This is a genomic window from Flavobacteriaceae bacterium GSB9, from assembly GCA_022749295.1.
Classification (GTDB): Bacteria; Bacteroidota; Bacteroidia; order Flavobacteriales; family Flavobacteriaceae; genus Flavisericum.
The window spans coordinates 508,204-525,057 of record CP062007.1 but is presented as its reverse complement, the minus strand read 5'-3'; the positions used below and the strand labels follow the sequence as shown (position 1 = coordinate 525,057).

The following is a 16,854-nucleotide window of genomic DNA, read 5'->3' as shown; positions in this document are numbered from 1 at the left end:
AATTCAAAGAAAGCCTTTAGCTCTTAGTTAGTTGGTGCAAAATTAAATATTTATCTGCTCTGAACATAATTTTTAATGCTCAATTATTGACAAAATAAAAAAAGAGACAATATTTTGTTATTTACACAAATATTATCTCTTTTTAAAGTTTTTAAGCCTTGTTTACTTTATATACTGTATATCTTGTGCCGCAGCTTCATTAACGCTATCAAAAAAGCCTTGTTCTTTCATCCATTTATCACTATACACTTTGCTCATGTATCGTGCTCCGTGATCTGGATAAATAACAACGACACAGTCGTCTTTTTTAAACTGGCCTACTTCGCCCAATTGCAACAATGCTTGTGTTGCTGCTCCAGACGTATAACCTACAAACATGCCTTCTGTTTTGGCAATTAATCGAGCGGTGTGTGCACTATCTTCATCAGTAACCTTTACAAACTCGTCAATGACATCAAAATCGGTGGCTGTGGGAATTAAATTTTTACCTAAGCCTTCAATTCTGTATGGGTAAATTTCCTTTTCGTCAAACTCACGGGTTTCGTGATACTTTTTCAGAACAGAACCATAAGCATCTACGCCTATAATTTTAATGTCTGGGTTTTGTTCCTTTAGGTATTTCGCCGTACCAGAAATAGTTCCTCCTGTTCCACTACAAGCCACAAGATGTGTTATTTTACCTTCTGTTTGCTTCCATATTTCGGGTCCTGTGGACTTATAATGCGCATCAATATTCAATTGATTAAAATATTGATTGATATAAATCGAACCTTTCATCTCTTCGTGCAAGCGTTTAGCCACCTGGTAGTAAGATCTTGGGTCGTCTGCGCTTACATGTGCCGGACACACATAAACTTTAGCCCCCATGGTTCTTAGCATATCTATTTTATCGGGAGAGGATTTTGAACTTACGGCCAAAACACAATCGTAACCTTTAATAATACTAACCATAGCTATGCTAAAACCGGTATTACCAGAAGTTGTTTCGATTATGGTATCGCCAGGCGAAAGAATACCTTTCTTTTCAGCCTCTTCGATAATGTAAAGTGCTATTCTGTCTTTGGATGAGTGTCCAGGGTTGAAGGATTCTACCTTTGCATAAAAGTCGCCTTCAAATTCGGAAGCTATTCTATTAAGTTTAATAAGCGGAGTGTTGCCCACTAAATCTAATAAACTATCAAATACTTGATTTTTGTGTTCCATAAAAACTATTTACAGGCCGCATTTTACGTGTGCGAAATGCAACCTAAAATCGGACAAAAATAAAACTTTTTTTTTTATTAACCATGAATTCCCTCCAAATCTAATAAAAAGGCATACTCTAAAGCGACATCCTTTAAGCTTTCAAAACGGCCTGAAGCCCCACCATGTCCAGCATCCATATCGGTATGTAACAATAATACGCTATTATCTGTTTTTAGCTCTCGTAATTTTGCCACCCATTTTGCGGGTTCCCAATATTGCACTTGCGAATCGTGAAGCCCTGTGGTTACCAACATATTAGGATAAGCTTTGGCTTCCACATTATCATAAGGCGAATAGGATTTCATGTAATTATAATATTTAGCTTCGTTAGGGTTTCCCCACTCGTCATATTCACCGGTAGTTAAAGGAATAGAGTCATCAAGCATAGTCGTAACAACATCAACAAAAGGTACAGCCGCCAAAACGCCATTATAAAGCTCCGGACTCATGTTTATTATAGCACCCATAAGCAATCCGCCTGCAGAACCTCCGTAAGCATACAAATGCTTACTTGACGTATATTTTTCTGAAATCAAATACTTTGAACAATCTACAAAATCGGTAAACGTATTTTTTTTAGTGAGTAATTTTCCGTTTTCGTACCAATTTCTTCCCAAGTATTCTCCACCTCTAATATGGGCAATGGCATAAATAAACCCACGATCCAATAAACTTAACCGAATAGATGAAAAAGAAGGGTCTATTGTTGAACCATAAGAACCGTAAGCATACTGCAAAACTGGATTTGAGCCGTCTAGTTTTATGCCTTTTTTATAAACTATTGACATTGGTATTTTAACCCCATCTCTAGCTGTTGCCCAAATTCGTTTTGACTCGTAGTTCTCTTTTTTGAAGGTTCCTCCTAAAACTTCCTGTTCTTTTTTTATTTCGCTGGTTCTGGTTTCAAAATTATAGTCAATTACAGCTGTTGGCGACGTTAACCCATTGTACACGTAACGCAATACGGGGCTTTCAAAATCTGGGTTGTTGCCCATATAAGCGGTATAAGTTTCCGACTCAAATGGCAAATAATAATCTTCGGTACTGTCCCATCTCATAATTCGTAAATTATTGAGTCCGTTTTCACGTTCGTTCACCACCAAATAATTTTTGAATATTTCAATATCTTCAAGAAGCACTTCCATTCGGTGTGGAATAACATCGCTCCAATATTTTTTTTCGGTCGTATTTTCGTTGGTTTTTGAAAGTTTAAAGTTAGAAGCTCCCTCTGCATTAGAAAGCACATAAAAACTATCGCCATAATGTGAAATGGAGTATTCTAAATTACTTATGCGGTTTTGAAACACTCTAAAATCGCCATCGGGGTTATCGGCATTTAAAATTCTATACTCTGAAGAAAGCGTACTTGAAGAACCTATAATTATATATTTTTTAGACTTGCACTTATAAACAAACGTATGGAAAGTTTCGTCTTTTTCATGATAAACCTCTTTGTCTTTACTTAAATCATCTTCCAGTTTATGCTTAAAAATTTTGTGTGACCTCAGAGTCACTTCGTCTTTCATGGCATAAAACAGGGTTTTGTTATCGTTTGCCCAAACCACGCTTCCGGTAGTATTCAATATTTTATCGGTGTAAATCTCTCCTGTTATCAAGTTCTTTACTTGAATATTGTACTGCCTCCTACTTACCGTATCGATAGAAAAAGCTGCCATGGTATTATCTGGACTAATGGCAATGCCTCCCATATTAAAGTAGGCATGCCCTTTTGCCATTTCGTTACAATCAAATAAAATTTCTTCAGGTGCGTCTAAAGTTTCTTTTTTTCGAGCATAAACCGGATAATCCTTACCTTTTTTAAAACGGGTTACATACCAATAACCATTAAGTTTGTAAGGCACAGAGGTATCATCCTCCTTAATTCTAGCCTTCATTTCTTCAAATAACTGCTTCTGCAACGGTTCGGTATGCTGCATCATCAGCTTGGTGTAATCATTTTCGGCATTAAGGTAATCAATAACCTCTGGGTTTTCCCTTTCATTAAGCCAATAGTAATTATCAACCCTTGTATCGTTGTGAATACTTATTTTTTTTGGTATTTTTTTTGCAATTGGTGCCTGAACTGTATTTTTCAAAAGTGAAGGTTTTATTCTTAAATTTTAAGGGCTCAAAAATAGAAAAATTAAATAGTTTTGCATGATAACATTAAATTAAAAAGATATGTTTGGAGATATGATGAATATGATGGGCAAACTTAAAGAAACCCAACAAAAAGTTGAAGAAACCAAAAAACGATTAGACTCCGTTTTAGTTGACGAAACGAGTAACGACGGCAAACTAAAAATTACCTTAACTGCCAACAGAACCATAAAATCCATTGAAATGGACGACGAATTGCTCGAAGACAAAGAACAACTTGAAGATTACCTAATCTTAACCCTAAACAAAGCCATTGAAAAGGCTACAAAAGTAAACGAAGCCGAACTGGGTGCTGTTGCCAAAGCTGGCATGCCAAATATTCCGGGGATGGATTTATTTAAATAAACTATAGCGATTTTAATACTTTTAAGAGTGTTTCATGCATTTTATCGGTATAATCAAGATGTGTTACCATACGTAATTTCCCTCCACCCATTGAAATAATATGTATGTTTTTGTTTGCTAATTTTTGAACAAAGGCTTTTTCATCAATGTTCTCATTAACTTCGAAAACAACAATATTGGTTTCAATGGGTTCTATGTTTTTTATAAAAGGTAAATTTGCCAGAAGGTCTCCTATTTCTTTCGCTTTTTTATGGTCCTCTGCTAATCTTTCTACATTATTATCCAGAGCGTAAAGCCCGGCAGCAGCCAAATAACCAGCTTGGCGCATGTTGCCACCAAACAACTTTCGAATTCTAATGGCATTTTCCATAATGTTTGAATCGCCTATTAAAACCGAACCAACGGGACACCCCAAACCTTTACTCAAACACACCGATATCGTATCAAAAACGTCACCATATTGCTTAGGCGTTTCGTTCTTTGCCACCAAGGCATGCCACAAACGGGCACCATCTAAATGAAATCCTAAACTATTTTTATCACAAACCGTCTTAATTTTAAGTATTTCATTAAAATCCCAGCACGCTCCACCACCTTTATTTGTGGTATTCTCTATTTCAACCAAACTGGTTTGGCTGTAGTAGTAATCATCGGGGTTTATGGCGTACTCAACTTGATTTGCAGAAAACATACCTTGCTTTCCATCAATTAATTTGCAGGACACGCCACTATTAAAAGAGGCACCACCCGACTCGTAATTATAAATATGTGCATATTTATCACAAATTACTTGTTCGCCGGGCTGTGTATGAAGTTTTAAAGCCGTTTGGTTGGCCATAGTACCGCTAGGAAAGAACAACGCCTCCTCCTTACCAAACATTTTAGCTATTTTACTCTCCAACGCATTTACGGTAGGGTCTTCCTTAAATACATCATCTCCAACTTTGGCTTTCATAATTTCCTCCAACATGGCTTTGGAAGGTTTTGTAACGGTATCGCTTCTTAAATCTATTTTTATCATTCTTGAAACTATTGCAATTTCGGCAGGCTAATTTAATTTTTTGAAAATAACTGTAATTAAACAAAGGGCAAAACAAGTCGTGGTAAAACAAACCAAATTTCACATTAAAAATACTATTTTTGCTAAAAATAATTCTGCGAAATGATAACATCCGATCAAATTAAAGATCTTAATACCCGCCTAGACAAACTTAGGCACTATCTTTGACATAGATGCCAAACTTATAGAAATTCAAAACGAAGAAGAACAAACGTTCGACCCCAATTTTTGGAACGATTCCAAGCAAGCCGAACAGGTTATGCGTTCCATTAGGGAGAAAAAAAGTTGGGTTGAAGACTATAATAATTCAAAAACATTAGTTGAAGACCTCGAAGTCATTTATGAATTTTTTAAGGAAGATGAGGCTACTGCCGAAGATGTTGAAAACCGGTACGCCAAAGCCCTTGACCTTATTGAAAAATTAGAGTTTAAAAACATGCTTTCTGATGAAGGGGACACCTTGAGCGCTGTACTCCAAATTACTGCGGGCGCCGGTGGTACAGAAAGTTGTGATTGGGCAAGTATGCTCATGCGCATGTACTTAATGTACGCCGAAAAAAATGGCTTTAAAGTAAAAGAACTCAACTTCCAAGAAGGCGATGTCGCCGGTATAAAAACCGTAACCTTAGAAATTGAGGGCGATTTTGCCTTTGGGTGGCTAAAAGGCGAAAATGGCGTGCATCGCTTAGTTCGTATTTCTCCGTTCGACAGTAATGCCAAACGACACACTAGTTTTGCTTCAGTGTATGTTTATCCACTTGTTGACGACTCCATAGAAATTGAAATCAACCCTGCTGATATTGAAATTACAACAGCACGCTCCAGTGGTGCAGGCGGACAAAACGTAAACAAGGTTGAAACCAAAGTGCAATTGACGCATAAACCAACGGGAATTCAAATTTCATGTTCCGAAACACGCTCACAACATGACAACCGTGCTCGAGCCATGCAAATGCTTAAATCACAGTTATACGAAATTGAGCTACAAAAACAAATGGAGCATCGCGAAGATATTGAAGCCAGTAAAATGAAAATTGAATGGGGCAGTCAAATTAGAAACTATGTGATGCATCCCTACAAACTCGTAAAAGATGTTAGAACGGGACACGAAACGGGTAATGTTGACGCTGTGATGGATGGCAATATTGATGAATTTCTAAAATCGTATTTAATGATGATGGGACAAAAAGAAGAAGACTCCTCCACCCTATAAATTATGAGTAAAATAGATACCATTATTTTTGATTTGGGTGGCGTTTTAATTGATTGGAACCCAGAGTATGTTTTTTTAAAAGCCTTTAATGGCGATAAACAAAAAACGAAATGGTTTTTAGAAAACATCTGTACCAGTGATTGGAACGAAAACCAAGACGCCGGTTACCCGCTGGCTAAGGCCACCAAAGATTTGGTCAAAAAATTCCCAGAGTACGAAGCATACATCAAACTGTTTTATGGCCAATGGGAAGAGATGCTTGGTGGAGAAATTAGTGGCACCGTAAATATTCTAAAAAACCTGCTTGAAACACCATTGTATAAAATTGTTGCCTTAACCAATTGGAGCTCAGAAACATTTACTATTGCGGTAAATCGATTTGAATTTCTGCAATGGTTTGAAGGTATCGTGGTTTCAGGTGAAGAAAAAACCAGAAAACCTTTTAGGGAAATCTACGACATCACCTTAAAGCGTTTCAGCATAAATCCAGAAAAAGCGATTTTTATTGACGATAATTTAAGAAACATTGAAGCAGCCAATGCCTTGGGTATTCATGGCATTCACTTTAAAAACCCCGAGCAACTAAAAAAAGAATTAAAAAACTTAAATATAAATTTACAATGATCACAATATACCACAATAATAGATGTACAAAATCCAGACAAGGCTTAGCCCTTATTGAAGATTCCGGAAAAGACTTTGAAATTGTAAAATATTTGGAAAATCCACCTTCTGAAGGCGAACTCAAAAAAATAATCGCACTATTGAATATCAAACCAATTAATTTAGTGCGAAAAAACGAAGCCATTTGGAAAGAAAATTACAAAGGAAAAGAACTAAGCGATGCCGAAATTATTACCGCAATGGCACAAAACCCTAAACTTATAGAACGCCCGATAGTTATAAATGGAAAAAAAGCGGTTATAGGCAGGCCAACAGAGAAAATTCAAGATATAATATAACAAACCCTCTATTTTTCTTTAACTTTTATTTAACAGGTTCAGATTAAACTTTGGTTTGCCTTTAAGGTCTAAAACTTAAAAACTGACCATGCCGAAAACAATCATTACGTCTTTTGTGTTTTTTATTTTTTTAAACACTATACTTGCTCAACCTAAAAATCCTGGTTTACCAAACGATCGCAAAATAAACATAACAGGGAAAGTTATTGATAAAGAAACCCAACAGCCGTTGGAATACGCCACAGTAGCATTTTTTAGCAAAAAGAAGAGTGAAATTGTTGAAGGCGGAATAACCGACATTGACGGCAAGTTTAATATTTCGGTACCTAGTGGGCTTTACGACATTACTTTCGAATACATCTCTTATAAAAAAATCACGCTTCAAAACAAAAGCTTGTCGGAAGACATAGATTTGGGCACCATTCCTTTAGAAATAAATTTGGAGGCTCTTGATGCCGTTGAAGTTATTGCCGAAAAAACAACCGTTGAAATAAAACTCGACAAAAAAATATACAACATTGGCAAAGACCTTACCACTGCTGGTGGCACAGTAAGTGATGCACTTAACAATGTCCCATCGGTTGCTGTCGATATTGAGGGTGGTATTAGCCTAAGGGGTAACGAAAATGTTAGAATTTTAATAAACGGAAAACCTTCGGCCATGGCAGGTTTTGGCGACACCAATGTTTTGAGTCAGCTACCAGCCGAAGCCATTGAACGTGTAGAAGTCATCACCTCACCTTCTGCAAGATACGATGCCGAGGGTACGGCAGGTATTTTGAATATTATTCTTCGGCAAAAGGAAACTTTAGGGTTTAACGGCTCGTTAAACTTAACGGTTGGTAACCCTGATAATGCAGGGGTTTCTGCAAACCTAAATTACCGTACCGAAAAATTCAACCTGTTTTCTAACTTAGGGTTTAGGTATTTTGATTCTCCCCGAAATAGCTTCAACGACACTGAATATTTTGATAAAATAGAAGATGGTGTGGTAACATCTCCTGATTATGAAAGGATTGTAGAAGATCAAAAAGTAACCCGTTTAAATAGAAACTACAATGCCAGTTTTGGTATGGAGTATTTCCTTTCAAAGAAAACCTCTATAACTGGTAGTATATTTTACAGATATGGTGAAGATGCCGATTTATCAACCAATACTAGCGAACGCTTTAATGGCGGAAGCATTGTTGAAGAAACTTTGAGAAAGGAAAAACAAGACGAAGCCGGTAACAACTACCAATTTGCACTTAACTACATTACAAAATTTGATAATTCTGGTCACGAATTAACGGCTGATTTTCAATATGAAACGGGTTCGGAAGAACAGATAACCTCGATACATGAAGATTATATTTTTACCGACCAAACAAACCCCACACCCTTTAAAGACGAAAAAATAAAAGAAATTGAAGATGAAAAAGAATATTTGTTTCAAGTAGATTATGTATTGCCTATTGGCGAAAATACAAGGTTTGAAGCAGGTTACCGCGGTAATTTTGAAAACGACCTAAGTGACTATATCTTGCAACAAGAAAATATTGATAATAATAGCTTTTTTGTAAACGATACCATTTCCAATATTTTTGATTACTCCGAAAATGTAAATGCGCTTTACTCTCAATACGGCACCAAATTTGGAAAGTTTTCGTTCCTATTAGGTTTACGTTTAGAGCACACACAGTTAAAAGGTAAGATTGATTCCAAACTAACAGACCAACAATTAGAAGACTATTACGAGTTTCCTATCGATACCGATTTCGACAAAAACTATTTAGGCCTCTTCCCTACTTTGAATCTCATTTATAACTTAGGAGGAAACGACACAGATTCAGAGGAAAGTATTACGTTAGGATACAACCGAAGAATTAACAGGCCTCGTGGCTGGTTTATCAACCCATTTCCGTCGCGTTCCAGTAGGACAAATGTATTTCAGGGTAACCCGAACCTAAACCCGGCATTTGCTAGTGCTTTTGATCTGGGCTATCTAAAACGCTGGGATAAATTGACGCTCACCACTTCTGTTTATTACCAACATGAAACCGATTCATTTGAATTTATTTTGGAAAATACTGGGCAACAAACAGATGATAAAATAGATATTGTTAGAAGAATTCCAGTTAACCTTTCCACTAAAAAAAGAACAGGTGGCGAATTTGGTATACTTTATAACCCCAACAAATGGTTGAGATTAAACTCCAGTTTCAATGTGTTTCAATTTGAAAACGAAGGCGAATTTAATGGACGCGATTATGGCTACAAAAACACCAGTTGGTTTGCACGCTTGAGCAGCAAAGTAACCTTACCCGCTAAAATCGATTGGCAAACTAATGCCTTTTATCGAGGTGCAAATGAAAATGCCCAAAGCGAGAATAAAGGCATCCTTTCAATTGACTTAGCTTTTAGTAAAGAAGTTTTTAATGATAATGCCACCATCTCACTTAACGTAAGGGATTTATTAAACTCACGAAAGCGAAAAAGTTTAACCACCGAAGAAACATACCAAGTTTATAACGAATCGCAATGGAGGCAGCGCCAGGTAAACTTATCGTTTAGATACCGATTTAACCAACAAAAGCAACGCAATGGCCGTAGAGGTGACCAAAACGGTGGCGGCGATGATGATATGGAGTTTGGACAATAAATGAAAAAGAAAACCTAAAAACAAAAAAAAAGGAAGTTCAATTTTGAACTTCCTTTTTTTATATCTAAAAAGTTAGTGTTATTTAATGACCTGCTTCACGCTTAGCTTTTTTTTCTTCCCTAATTTCTTTTAATCTTTCAATTAAAGAACCTCCAATCCAATAAGGAATTACAAAGGTTAACAAAAATATCATTAACCAAAACCCTATAGTTAAGATAGTTAAGAATGCTAAAAAGCCTAAATATTGGTCAAAATCAAACATAATTATAAGTGTCTTTTAAAAAATCTTACGCAAAGATAATGCAAAGGCTGTACTTATACAATATCATTGTTAAATTTATTAACATAGTTTTCCACTAATCTAAATTCGGTTGTGGTGTCATGCGTAAATATGGTTTAACCTCTTTAAATCCTTTAGGGAATATTGCGGGAATATCTTTGGTCTCAACAGCAGGAACAACAACGCAATCATCACCATTGTTCCAGTTTGCAGGTGTGGCCACTTTATGGTATGCTGTAAGTTGTAATGAATCGATAACACGTAAAAGTTCATCAAAATTTCGTCCTGTTGAAGCTGGATACGTAATAATAAGTTTCACCTTTTTGTCATCCCCAATAACAAAAACCGAACGTACCGTAGCATTACTATCTGCGTTTGGGTGAATCATATCGTAAAGGTTGGATACCTTTTTGTCTTCGTCTGCAATAATAGGGAAATTCACTGTGGTATTTTGGGTTTCATTAATATCATTAACCCATCCTTTGTGCGATTCCAGTCCGTCAACACTAAGTGCAACAACTTTAACGTTGCGCTTGTCGAACTCATCTTTATACTTGGCCACTGTTCCCAATTCGGTAGTACAAACTGGTGTATAATCGGCTGGATGCGAAAATAAAATACCCCAACCATCACCTAACCATTCGTGAAAATTTATTTCGCCTTCGGTAGATTGCGCAGTAAAATTTGGAGCTTCATCTCCTAATCTAATTGTTGCCATAATATTTTGATTATTTAGTTAAAGTTACTATTTCATTTATTGCTCAAATTCTTTGAACTCTAGTTAAAGCTAATGTAATTAATTATGGGCAGTTTTTAAACTTATAACCGTTATTTATATGTTAAAAACCTCTAATAAAAACTAACAAAAATCAATAGACAAAGCTGTTAAAAACATTAACTTAGCAACTTTAAATTTAACTACCTAAAAGATGAGTTACAGAATAGAAAAAGACACCATGGGTGAGGTAAAAGTACCTGCTGATAAACTTTGGGGCGCACAAACAGAACGCTCTAGAAATAACTTTAAAATTGGCCCAGCGGCATCCATGCCATTAGAAATAGTTTATGGTTTTGCTTATTTAAAAAAAGCTGCAGCTTACACCAATTGCGAATTGGGTGTTTTACCTGTTGATAAGCGTGACTTAATCGCAAGTGTTTGTGATGAAATTTTAGAAGGCAAACACGACGACCAGTTTCCTTTGGTTATTTGGCAAACAGGTTCTGGCACACAAAGTAACATGAACGTTAATGAGGTTATTGCTAATAGAGCGCATCAGTTGGCCGGAAATGTTATTGGCGATGGTGAAAAAACAATACAGCCTAATGATGACGTTAACAAATCGCAATCATCAAACGACACCTTCCCTACTGGCATGCACATTGCCGCTTACAAGAAGATTGTTGAAACTACCATTCCAGGAGTTAAGCAATTGCGCAATACACTCAACAAAAAATCTGAAGCCTTCAAAAATGTGGTGAAAATTGGCAGAACCCATTTAATGGATGCTACGCCCTTAACTTTAGGCCAGGAACTTTCTGGCTATGTGGCCCAGTTGAACCACGGTCTAAAAGCACTTGAGAACACCTTACCGCACTTAAGCGAATTGGCTCTTGGAGGCACTGCTGTTGGAACAGGTTTGAATACCCCAAAAGGTTACAGCAAGCGTGTTGCAGAATATATCGCAGAATTTACTGGTTTACCTTTTGTAACTGCCCCTAATAAATTTGAAGCTTTGGCCGCACACGACGCCTTAGTAGAAACACATGGCGCATTAAAACAACTGGCCGTTTCATTAAATAAAATAGCCAATGATATTAGGCTGATGGCCTCAGGCCCGCGTTCTGGTATTGGTGAGATTATTATACCTGCCAACGAACCAGGAAGTTCAATCATGCCAGGTAAAGTAAACCCAACACAATGCGAAGCCTTAACCATGGTTTGTGCCCAAGTTATGGGTAACGATGTTGCGGTTTCGGTTGGTGGCCTTCAAGGACACTACGAACTTAACGTATTCAAGCCCGTTATGGCTGCAAATGTGTTACAATCTGCTGAATTAATAGGTAATGCTTGCGTTAGTTTTGAAGAAAATTGTGCCGTTGGTATTGAACCTAATCACGAGGTTATTACCAAATTACTTAACAACTCATTAATGCTGGTAACGGCCCTAAACACCAAAATAGGTTATTATAAAGCTGCCGAAATAGCGAATACAGCCCATAAAAACGGTACAACCTTAAAGGAAGAAGCCATTAATTTGGGGTATGTTACTGCCGAAGAATACGACGAATGGGTAAAACCAGAAGATATGGTTGGAAGCTTGAAATAAGCTAACCTAATAGCGGCTATAATACTTACTTGTTAAACTATAATATATAACCCCTTGAACATTAAACCAAATGTTCAAGGGGTTTTATTTTGCTATATTTTATTGTACTTAATCTACTTTAAAACGATCCATACAATTAAAAAAGGTGGTTATAAAATATTATTTCTTTCGTGCCGATACTGGTATTTTTTTACAGTTCTTTAAATGGATGGTACCCGATTTTTCATATTTATCGATATGTTCTAAATTCACCATATAAGATTGGTAGGGGCGGACAAAACTTGCAGCGAAAGCTGTTCTCCAAAATCCTTTAAGGTTTTTGAAACAATATATTTTTTATTCCCAACATAATAAAAGGTTGTATATCCTTTATCTGATTCACAATAAAACAATTCAGGCAGATCGACTACCTAAAAACTATCATGAAGCGACAATATCAACTTAGGTTTACCACCAGAAAATACCTGCTATACAAGCTTAATCTGCTCCTTTTGTTTTGCTACAGGAATTTTTTCTACTTTATTTAATGCTATTTCAAGCTCCTCTAAATCGACAGGCTTTAGGAGGTAATCAACTGCTCCAACTTTAAGCGCCTTTAATGCATATTCCTTATAAGCTGTTATAAAAATGACTTTGAAGCTTAGGTTTTCTGTTTGCTCTAAAAAATCAAGAGCATTACCATCAGTGATGTTAACATCTAAAACACTAAACCTGGCTTACATGCCCGAGCGACTACTACGGCTTCTTTAACACTTTTATAGCTATTAATTCCTGCGATAACAAAAACCATTTTTTCTCTTGAGTTTTCCAATGTTATGCGCAACAGTTTTAAGAATTTAGAGAGATAACGAATCGACTTTGTTTCTTCTTTATTTAAAATCATCCCCTGAAAAACAGATAAGGAATTAAATATAAAATGTGGGGTCATTTGCGAGCGCAATAATTTCTGTTCCATAATGGCGTGCTGCGTTTTGGATTTTTCGTTTATTAGCTTTTCATAAAAAATAATTGAACCTAACAAGATTGAAACCAAAAGGACACTTATAATGGCCCATAAATAATTACGTTGGGTTTTTGCTAAGCTTTTATTGACTGCGGTAACTGTTTTCTTTAGTTGCAATTCTCTAATGCTTGTAGAATCCAATGCTTGTTTGTATTTATACTCGTATTCTAACCGGGAATTTTTTTCGATATTCTCCTTATTAAAAAGGCTATCGCTCAACGTTTTAAATTGCTGATGGTATTGTAACCGGGATACCGCCAGCATTGTTATAATCGGTTATTTCTACCGTATTAGAAGAAGTAACATTATAGGTAATAAAATTTTCGGGAAAGGTTTGCGAATAGCCTATCGCAACCAAAAATAATGTGATTAGAAAAAGTAGATTTGTTTTCATGTTTTTAGATTATTTTGGGTTAATAAGCAGCCAAAGTAATCTTAATGCCCGCATCTATAAATAGGGAATTTTTATTTGAAGCTTTTCAAGCAACAAACGTTAGAGTTGAGTCCATTTTCGTTTCTACTACTGGTAAAAACAAAAAAAAACCACTTCAAGAGAAGTGGTTTTTTTATGAACAGGTTTTTATGGACTCTTATATGTCAAAGCGGTCGGCATTCATCACTTTAACCCAAGCAGCAACAAAGTCGTTTACAAATTTTTCTTTGTTGTCATCTTGAGCATATACTTCGGCGTAAGCCCTTAAAATAGAATTCGAACCAAAAACAAGGTCTGCCCGTGTGGCCGTCCATTTAACTTTTCCTGTTTTTCGGTCTATGATTTCATAAATACCATTATCGGTAGGTTTCCATTTGTACGACATGTCGGTAAGGTTAACAAAAAAGTCGTTGGTTAAAGCGCCTTCGGTTTCTGTAAAAACACCGTGTTTAGTACAACCATAATTTGTACCCATAACACGCATACCACCGACCAATACAACCATTTCAGGTGCCGTTAACCCCATAAGTTGTGTGCGGTCCAATAATAATTCTTCCGGACTTACTAAATACTCTTTTTTCTGCCAGTTTCTATAGCCATCTGCCAAAGGTTCTAAGGGTTCAAAAGACTCTACATCAGTCATTTCTGCTGTTGCGTCACCACGACCAGGCGCAAATGGTACCGCAATGTGCATTCCGGCATTTTTAATGGCTTTTTCAAGCCCAACATTCCCTGCCAAAACAATGGTATCTGCTATGCTAATTCCAAACTCTGAAGCTATGGGCTCTAAAACAGATAATACTTTTGATAATCGTTCGGGCTCATTGCCTTGCCAATCTTTTTGAGGCGCTAAACGAATACGGGCACCATTGGCACCGCCTCTATAATCTGATTCTCTAAACGTTCTAGCGCTATCCCAAGCGGTAGATACCATTTCTGAAATACTCAAGCCTGAATTTGTAATTTTCGATTTTACGACATCTACATCATAACCTTTCTTTCCTTTGGGAATAGGGTCTTGCCAAATTAAATCCTCTTTCGGGACATCAGGACCAAACCAACGGTCTTTAGGTCCCATATCACGGTGTGTTAACTTGAACCAAGCGCGGGCAAAAGCATCTGAAAATGCATCAAAATCGTCTTTAAACTTCAAAGATATCTCTTTATAAACCGGATCCATTTTCATAGCCATATCTGCATCGGTCATAGCAGGGTTATGTCGAATTGAAAAATCCTCAACATCTACGGGCTTGTCTTCGTCTTTTATGCTTACGGGCTCCCATTGCCACGCTCCTGCCGGACTTTTACGAGATTCCCATTCGTGGTTAAAAAGCATTTCAAAATAACCATTATCCCATTTTGTTGGGTTAGTTGTCCAAGCACCTTCAATACCACTGGTAACAGCATCACGACCTTTACCCGTTCTCGTGGGATTAGCCCAGCCAAAACCTTGCTCCTCTACTTGAGCGGCTTCTGGATTAGGCCCTAAAATACTAGCATCGCCATTACCGTGCATTTTACCAACCGTATGGCCACCTGCCGTTAACGCAACCGTTTCTTCGTCGTTCATAGCCATGCGCTTGAAAGTTTCTCGAACTTGAGCGCCAGTTTTTAATGGGTCTGGTTGACCGTTAACACCCTCAGGATTGACGTAAATTAAGCCCATTTGTACAGCTGCCAATGGATTTTCCATAGTTTCTGGGCTATCAACATTTTCATAGCGCTCATCACTCGGTGCAAGCCATTCTTTTTCTGCTCCCCAGTAAATATCTTTTTCTGGGTGCCATATATCTTCGCGACCAAAAGCAAAACCATAGCTTTTTAGTCCCATACTTTCGTATGCCATAGTTCCGGCCAAAATGATTAAATCGGCCCAGCTTATTTTATTTCCATATTTTTTCTTGATTGGCCACAGTAAACGCCTGGCCTTATCTAAACTCACATTGTCCGGCCAAGAATTAAGTGGAGCAAAACGTTGGTTACCTGTACCGCCGCCACCGCGACCATCAGAAGTTCTATACGTCCCTGCAGCGTGCCATGCCATACGAATCATCAACCCGCCGTAATGACCCCAATCGGCAGGCCACCATTCTTGGCTATCGGTCATTAAATTTTTAAGGTCGTTTTTTAGGGCTTCAACGTCTAATTTTTTTAATTCCTCATGATAGTTGAAATCTGTACCTAGCGGATTAGTTTTAACATCGTGTTGGTGTAAAATATCGAGATTCAATCCGTTAGGCCACCAGTCTGTGACCGATTTTTTATTTTCAGTATTTCCTCCATGGTGGAACGGGCATTTGCCCATAGACGAACCGTTTGCTTTATTCTCCATTATTATTTTGATTTAAAAAGTTTGTAATTTTTATAAATTTAATAATTTTAGAACGCAATTTGTAGCAATTTCATTTATTTAAATTATTATTTAATCGATAATAATTATAAAACCATAACCATTAATAAGCCCACTAAATAAATAATTAACTTACAAGTAAAATTTAGTTTTAATAATTTTATTACGGGACAATCAATAATCACTATTTTTATCAAAAAATAAAACAATTTATATGGCAACAGTATCGTTAAAAGGATCTCCTATAAATACATTGGGAGCACTTCCTAATTTAGGAACAGCCGCTCCTAATTTTGAATTGTCTCAAATAGATTTAACTGATGCCACCTTGTATGATTACAAAGCCGCCTTACAAGCCTTAAACTAAAAACACCATACTTATAACTTTAGTGCAAAAAAAAGACCCTTTCTTAATTAACCGGATAAAAAGCGTTGGCTACGCCCTTAAAGGCGCAGTGCTGTTGATAAAGACCGAGCCAAGCATAAAAATTCAATTTTTTATTGGGCTTATCGTTACGGCTGCCGGTTTTTACTATAATATTTCAACGACTGAATGGACGATACAAATATTGGCCATTGCTTTGGTAATGAGTGTTGAAGGCGCCAACACCGCTATTGAAGAAATAGCCAATTTTATACACCCAGAGTATCATATTAAAATAGGAAAAATAAAAGACATTGCGGCCGGGGCAGTTTTTATTGCCTCTGTTTTTGCTGTTATTGTTGGCCTCATCATTTATATTCCTAAGATTTTTTAAAATAATATATCCTTTAGGATAAACGTTAGTAATTTGTATTTTTGCTGAGTTAAGATACGTCGTTACAATTTATAAAT

16 protein-coding genes are annotated in these 16,854 nt (G+C 36.8%); 8 read left to right on the top strand and 8 right to left on the bottom strand.

Features of this window, described 5'->3' with window-relative positions; genetic code table 11:
* Positions 1-162 precede the first annotated feature (162 nt).
* A complete protein-coding gene (locus tag GSB9_00462; protein UKM63915.1) occupies positions 163-1,203 on the bottom strand; it encodes a cysteine synthase family protein in 1,041 nt (346 codons plus the stop codon).
* 77 nt (positions 1,204-1,280) lie between these two features.
* Complete coding sequence (locus GSB9_00461; GenBank protein UKM63914.1) at positions 1,281-3,341, bottom strand: S9 family peptidase; 2,061 nt, start codon at positions 3,339-3,341, stop codon at positions 1,281-1,283.
* Between the two features lie 85 nt (positions 3,342-3,426).
* Between GSB9_00461 and GSB9_00460 the strand changes: the two genes are divergently transcribed.
* On the top strand, positions 3,427-3,750 hold the full coding sequence (locus GSB9_00460; GenBank protein UKM63913.1) for a YbaB/EbfC family nucleoid-associated protein: 324 nt from the start codon (positions 3,427-3,429) through the stop codon (positions 3,748-3,750).
* Position 3,751: 1 nt separating this feature from the next.
* Here GSB9_00460 and GSB9_00459 read toward each other — a convergent pair whose 3' ends face one another.
* A complete protein-coding gene (locus GSB9_00459; protein UKM63912.2) occupies positions 3,752-4,768 on the bottom strand; it encodes an aminotransferase class I/II-fold pyridoxal phosphate-dependent enzyme in 1,017 nt (338 codons plus the stop codon).
* Positions 4,769-4,912: 144 nt separating this feature from the next.
* Here GSB9_00459 and prfB point away from each other — a divergent pair.
* The 4 genes from prfB to GSB9_00455 all read left to right on the top strand — a co-directional run bounded on the left by prfB (position 4,913) and on the right by GSB9_00455 (position 9,626).
* Positions 4,913-6,023 (top strand): peptide chain release factor 2 gene (gene prfB / locus GSB9_00458; GenBank protein UKM63911.2). Its coding sequence is split into 2 segments (ribosomal slippage): positions 4,913-4,975 and positions 4,977-6,023, totalling 1,110 coding nucleotides; the frame shifts between segments, so codons are not numbered across the junction.
* A 3-nt stretch (positions 6,024-6,026) separates the two neighbouring features.
* Positions 6,027-6,647, top strand: a complete 621-nt coding sequence (locus tag GSB9_00457) for an HAD family phosphatase (GenBank protein ID UKM63910.1) — start codon at positions 6,027-6,029, stop codon at positions 6,645-6,647.
* Entirely contained in the window at positions 6,644-6,985 is a 342-nt protein-coding gene (gene arsC / locus GSB9_00456; GenBank protein UKM63909.1) for an arsenate reductase (glutaredoxin), read from the top strand. The genes GSB9_00457 and arsC overlap by 4 nt, the downstream gene beginning before the upstream one ends.
* An 88-nt stretch (positions 6,986-7,073) precedes the next feature.
* Entirely contained in the window at positions 7,074-9,626 is a 2,553-nt protein-coding gene (locus GSB9_00455) for a TonB-dependent receptor (protein ID UKM63908.1), read from the top strand.
* Between the two features lie 82 nt (positions 9,627-9,708).
* Here GSB9_00455 and GSB9_00454 read toward each other — a convergent pair whose 3' ends face one another.
* Positions 9,709-9,888, bottom strand: a complete 180-nt coding sequence (locus tag GSB9_00454; protein UKM63907.1) for a hypothetical protein — start codon at positions 9,886-9,888, stop codon at positions 9,709-9,711.
* A 94-nt stretch (positions 9,889-9,982) separates the two neighbouring features.
* Positions 9,983-10,624, bottom strand: coding sequence for a peroxiredoxin (locus GSB9_00453; GenBank protein UKM63906.1), 642 nt, complete (start codon positions 10,622-10,624; stop codon positions 9,983-9,985).
* A gap of 211 nt (positions 10,625-10,835) precedes the next feature.
* On the opposite strand from GSB9_00453, the gene fumC reads away from it, so the two are divergent.
* Positions 10,836-12,233, top strand: a complete 1,398-nt coding sequence (gene fumC, locus GSB9_00452; protein ID UKM63905.1) for a class II fumarate hydratase — start codon at positions 10,836-10,838, stop codon at positions 12,231-12,233.
* A 697-nt stretch (positions 12,234-12,930) separates the two neighbouring features.
* Here fumC and GSB9_00451 read toward each other — a convergent pair.
* The 3 genes from GSB9_00451 to katG all read right to left on the bottom strand — a co-directional run bounded on the left by GSB9_00451 (position 12,931) and on the right by katG (position 16,001).
* Complete coding sequence (locus tag GSB9_00451) at positions 12,931-13,455, bottom strand: histidine kinase (protein ID UKM63904.2); 525 nt, start codon at positions 13,453-13,455, stop codon at positions 12,931-12,933.
* 4 nt (positions 13,456-13,459) lie between these two features.
* A complete protein-coding gene (locus GSB9_00450) occupies positions 13,460-13,630 on the bottom strand; it encodes a hypothetical protein (GenBank protein ID UKM63903.1) in 171 nt (56 codons plus the stop codon).
* A 196-nt stretch (positions 13,631-13,826) separates the two neighbouring features.
* Positions 13,827-16,001: a catalase/peroxidase HPI gene (gene katG / locus GSB9_00448; protein ID UKM63901.1), complete on the bottom strand. Its 2,175-nt coding sequence runs from the start codon at positions 15,999-16,001 to the stop codon at positions 13,827-13,829.
* A 232-nt stretch (positions 16,002-16,233) separates the two neighbouring features.
* On the opposite strand from katG, the gene GSB9_00447 reads away from it, so the two are divergent.
* Positions 16,234-16,386, top strand: coding sequence for a hypothetical protein (locus tag GSB9_00447; protein ID UKM63900.1), 153 nt, complete (start codon positions 16,234-16,236; stop codon positions 16,384-16,386).
* Positions 16,387-16,408: 22 nt separating this feature from the next.
* Positions 16,409-16,777 carry a diacylglycerol kinase family protein gene (locus GSB9_00446; GenBank protein UKM63899.1) on the top strand — a complete coding sequence of 123 codons (369 nt, stop codon included), beginning with the start codon at positions 16,409-16,411 and terminating at the stop codon, positions 16,775-16,777.
* Positions 16,778-16,854: the final 77 nt, after the last annotated feature.

Excerpts from the sequence above, each read along its gene's own strand:
- GSB9_00462 (UKM63915.1), bottom strand. The coding sequence starts at position 1,203 with ATGGAACACAAAAATCAAGTATTTGATAGTTTATTAGATTTAGTGGGC.
- GSB9_00460 (UKM63913.1), top strand. The coding sequence starts at position 3,427 with ATGTTTGGAGATATGATGAATATGATGGGCAAACTTAAAGAAACCCAA.
- GSB9_00457 (UKM63910.1), top strand. The coding sequence starts at position 6,027 with ATGAGTAAAATAGATACCATTATTTTTGATTTGGGTGGCGTTTTAATT.
- arsC (UKM63909.1), top strand. The coding sequence starts at position 6,644 with ATGATCACAATATACCACAATAATAGATGTACAAAATCCAGACAAGGC.
- GSB9_00455 (UKM63908.1), top strand. The coding sequence starts at position 7,074 with ATGCCGAAAACAATCATTACGTCTTTTGTGTTTTTTATTTTTTTAAAC.
- GSB9_00454 (UKM63907.1), bottom strand. The coding sequence starts at position 9,888 with ATGTTTGATTTTGACCAATATTTAGGCTTTTTAGCATTCTTAACTATC.
- GSB9_00453 (UKM63906.1), bottom strand. The coding sequence starts at position 10,624 with ATGGCAACAATTAGATTAGGAGATGAAGCTCCAAATTTTACTGCGCAA.
- fumC (UKM63905.1), top strand. The coding sequence starts at position 10,836 with ATGAGTTACAGAATAGAAAAAGACACCATGGGTGAGGTAAAAGTACCT.
- GSB9_00450 (UKM63903.1), bottom strand. The coding sequence starts at position 13,630 with ATGAAAACAAATCTACTTTTTCTAATCACATTATTTTTGGTTGCGATA.
- katG (UKM63901.1), bottom strand. The coding sequence starts at position 16,001 with ATGGAGAATAAAGCAAACGGTTCGTCTATGGGCAAATGCCCGTTCCAC.
- GSB9_00447 (UKM63900.1), top strand. The coding sequence starts at position 16,234 with ATGGCAACAGTATCGTTAAAAGGATCTCCTATAAATACATTGGGAGCA.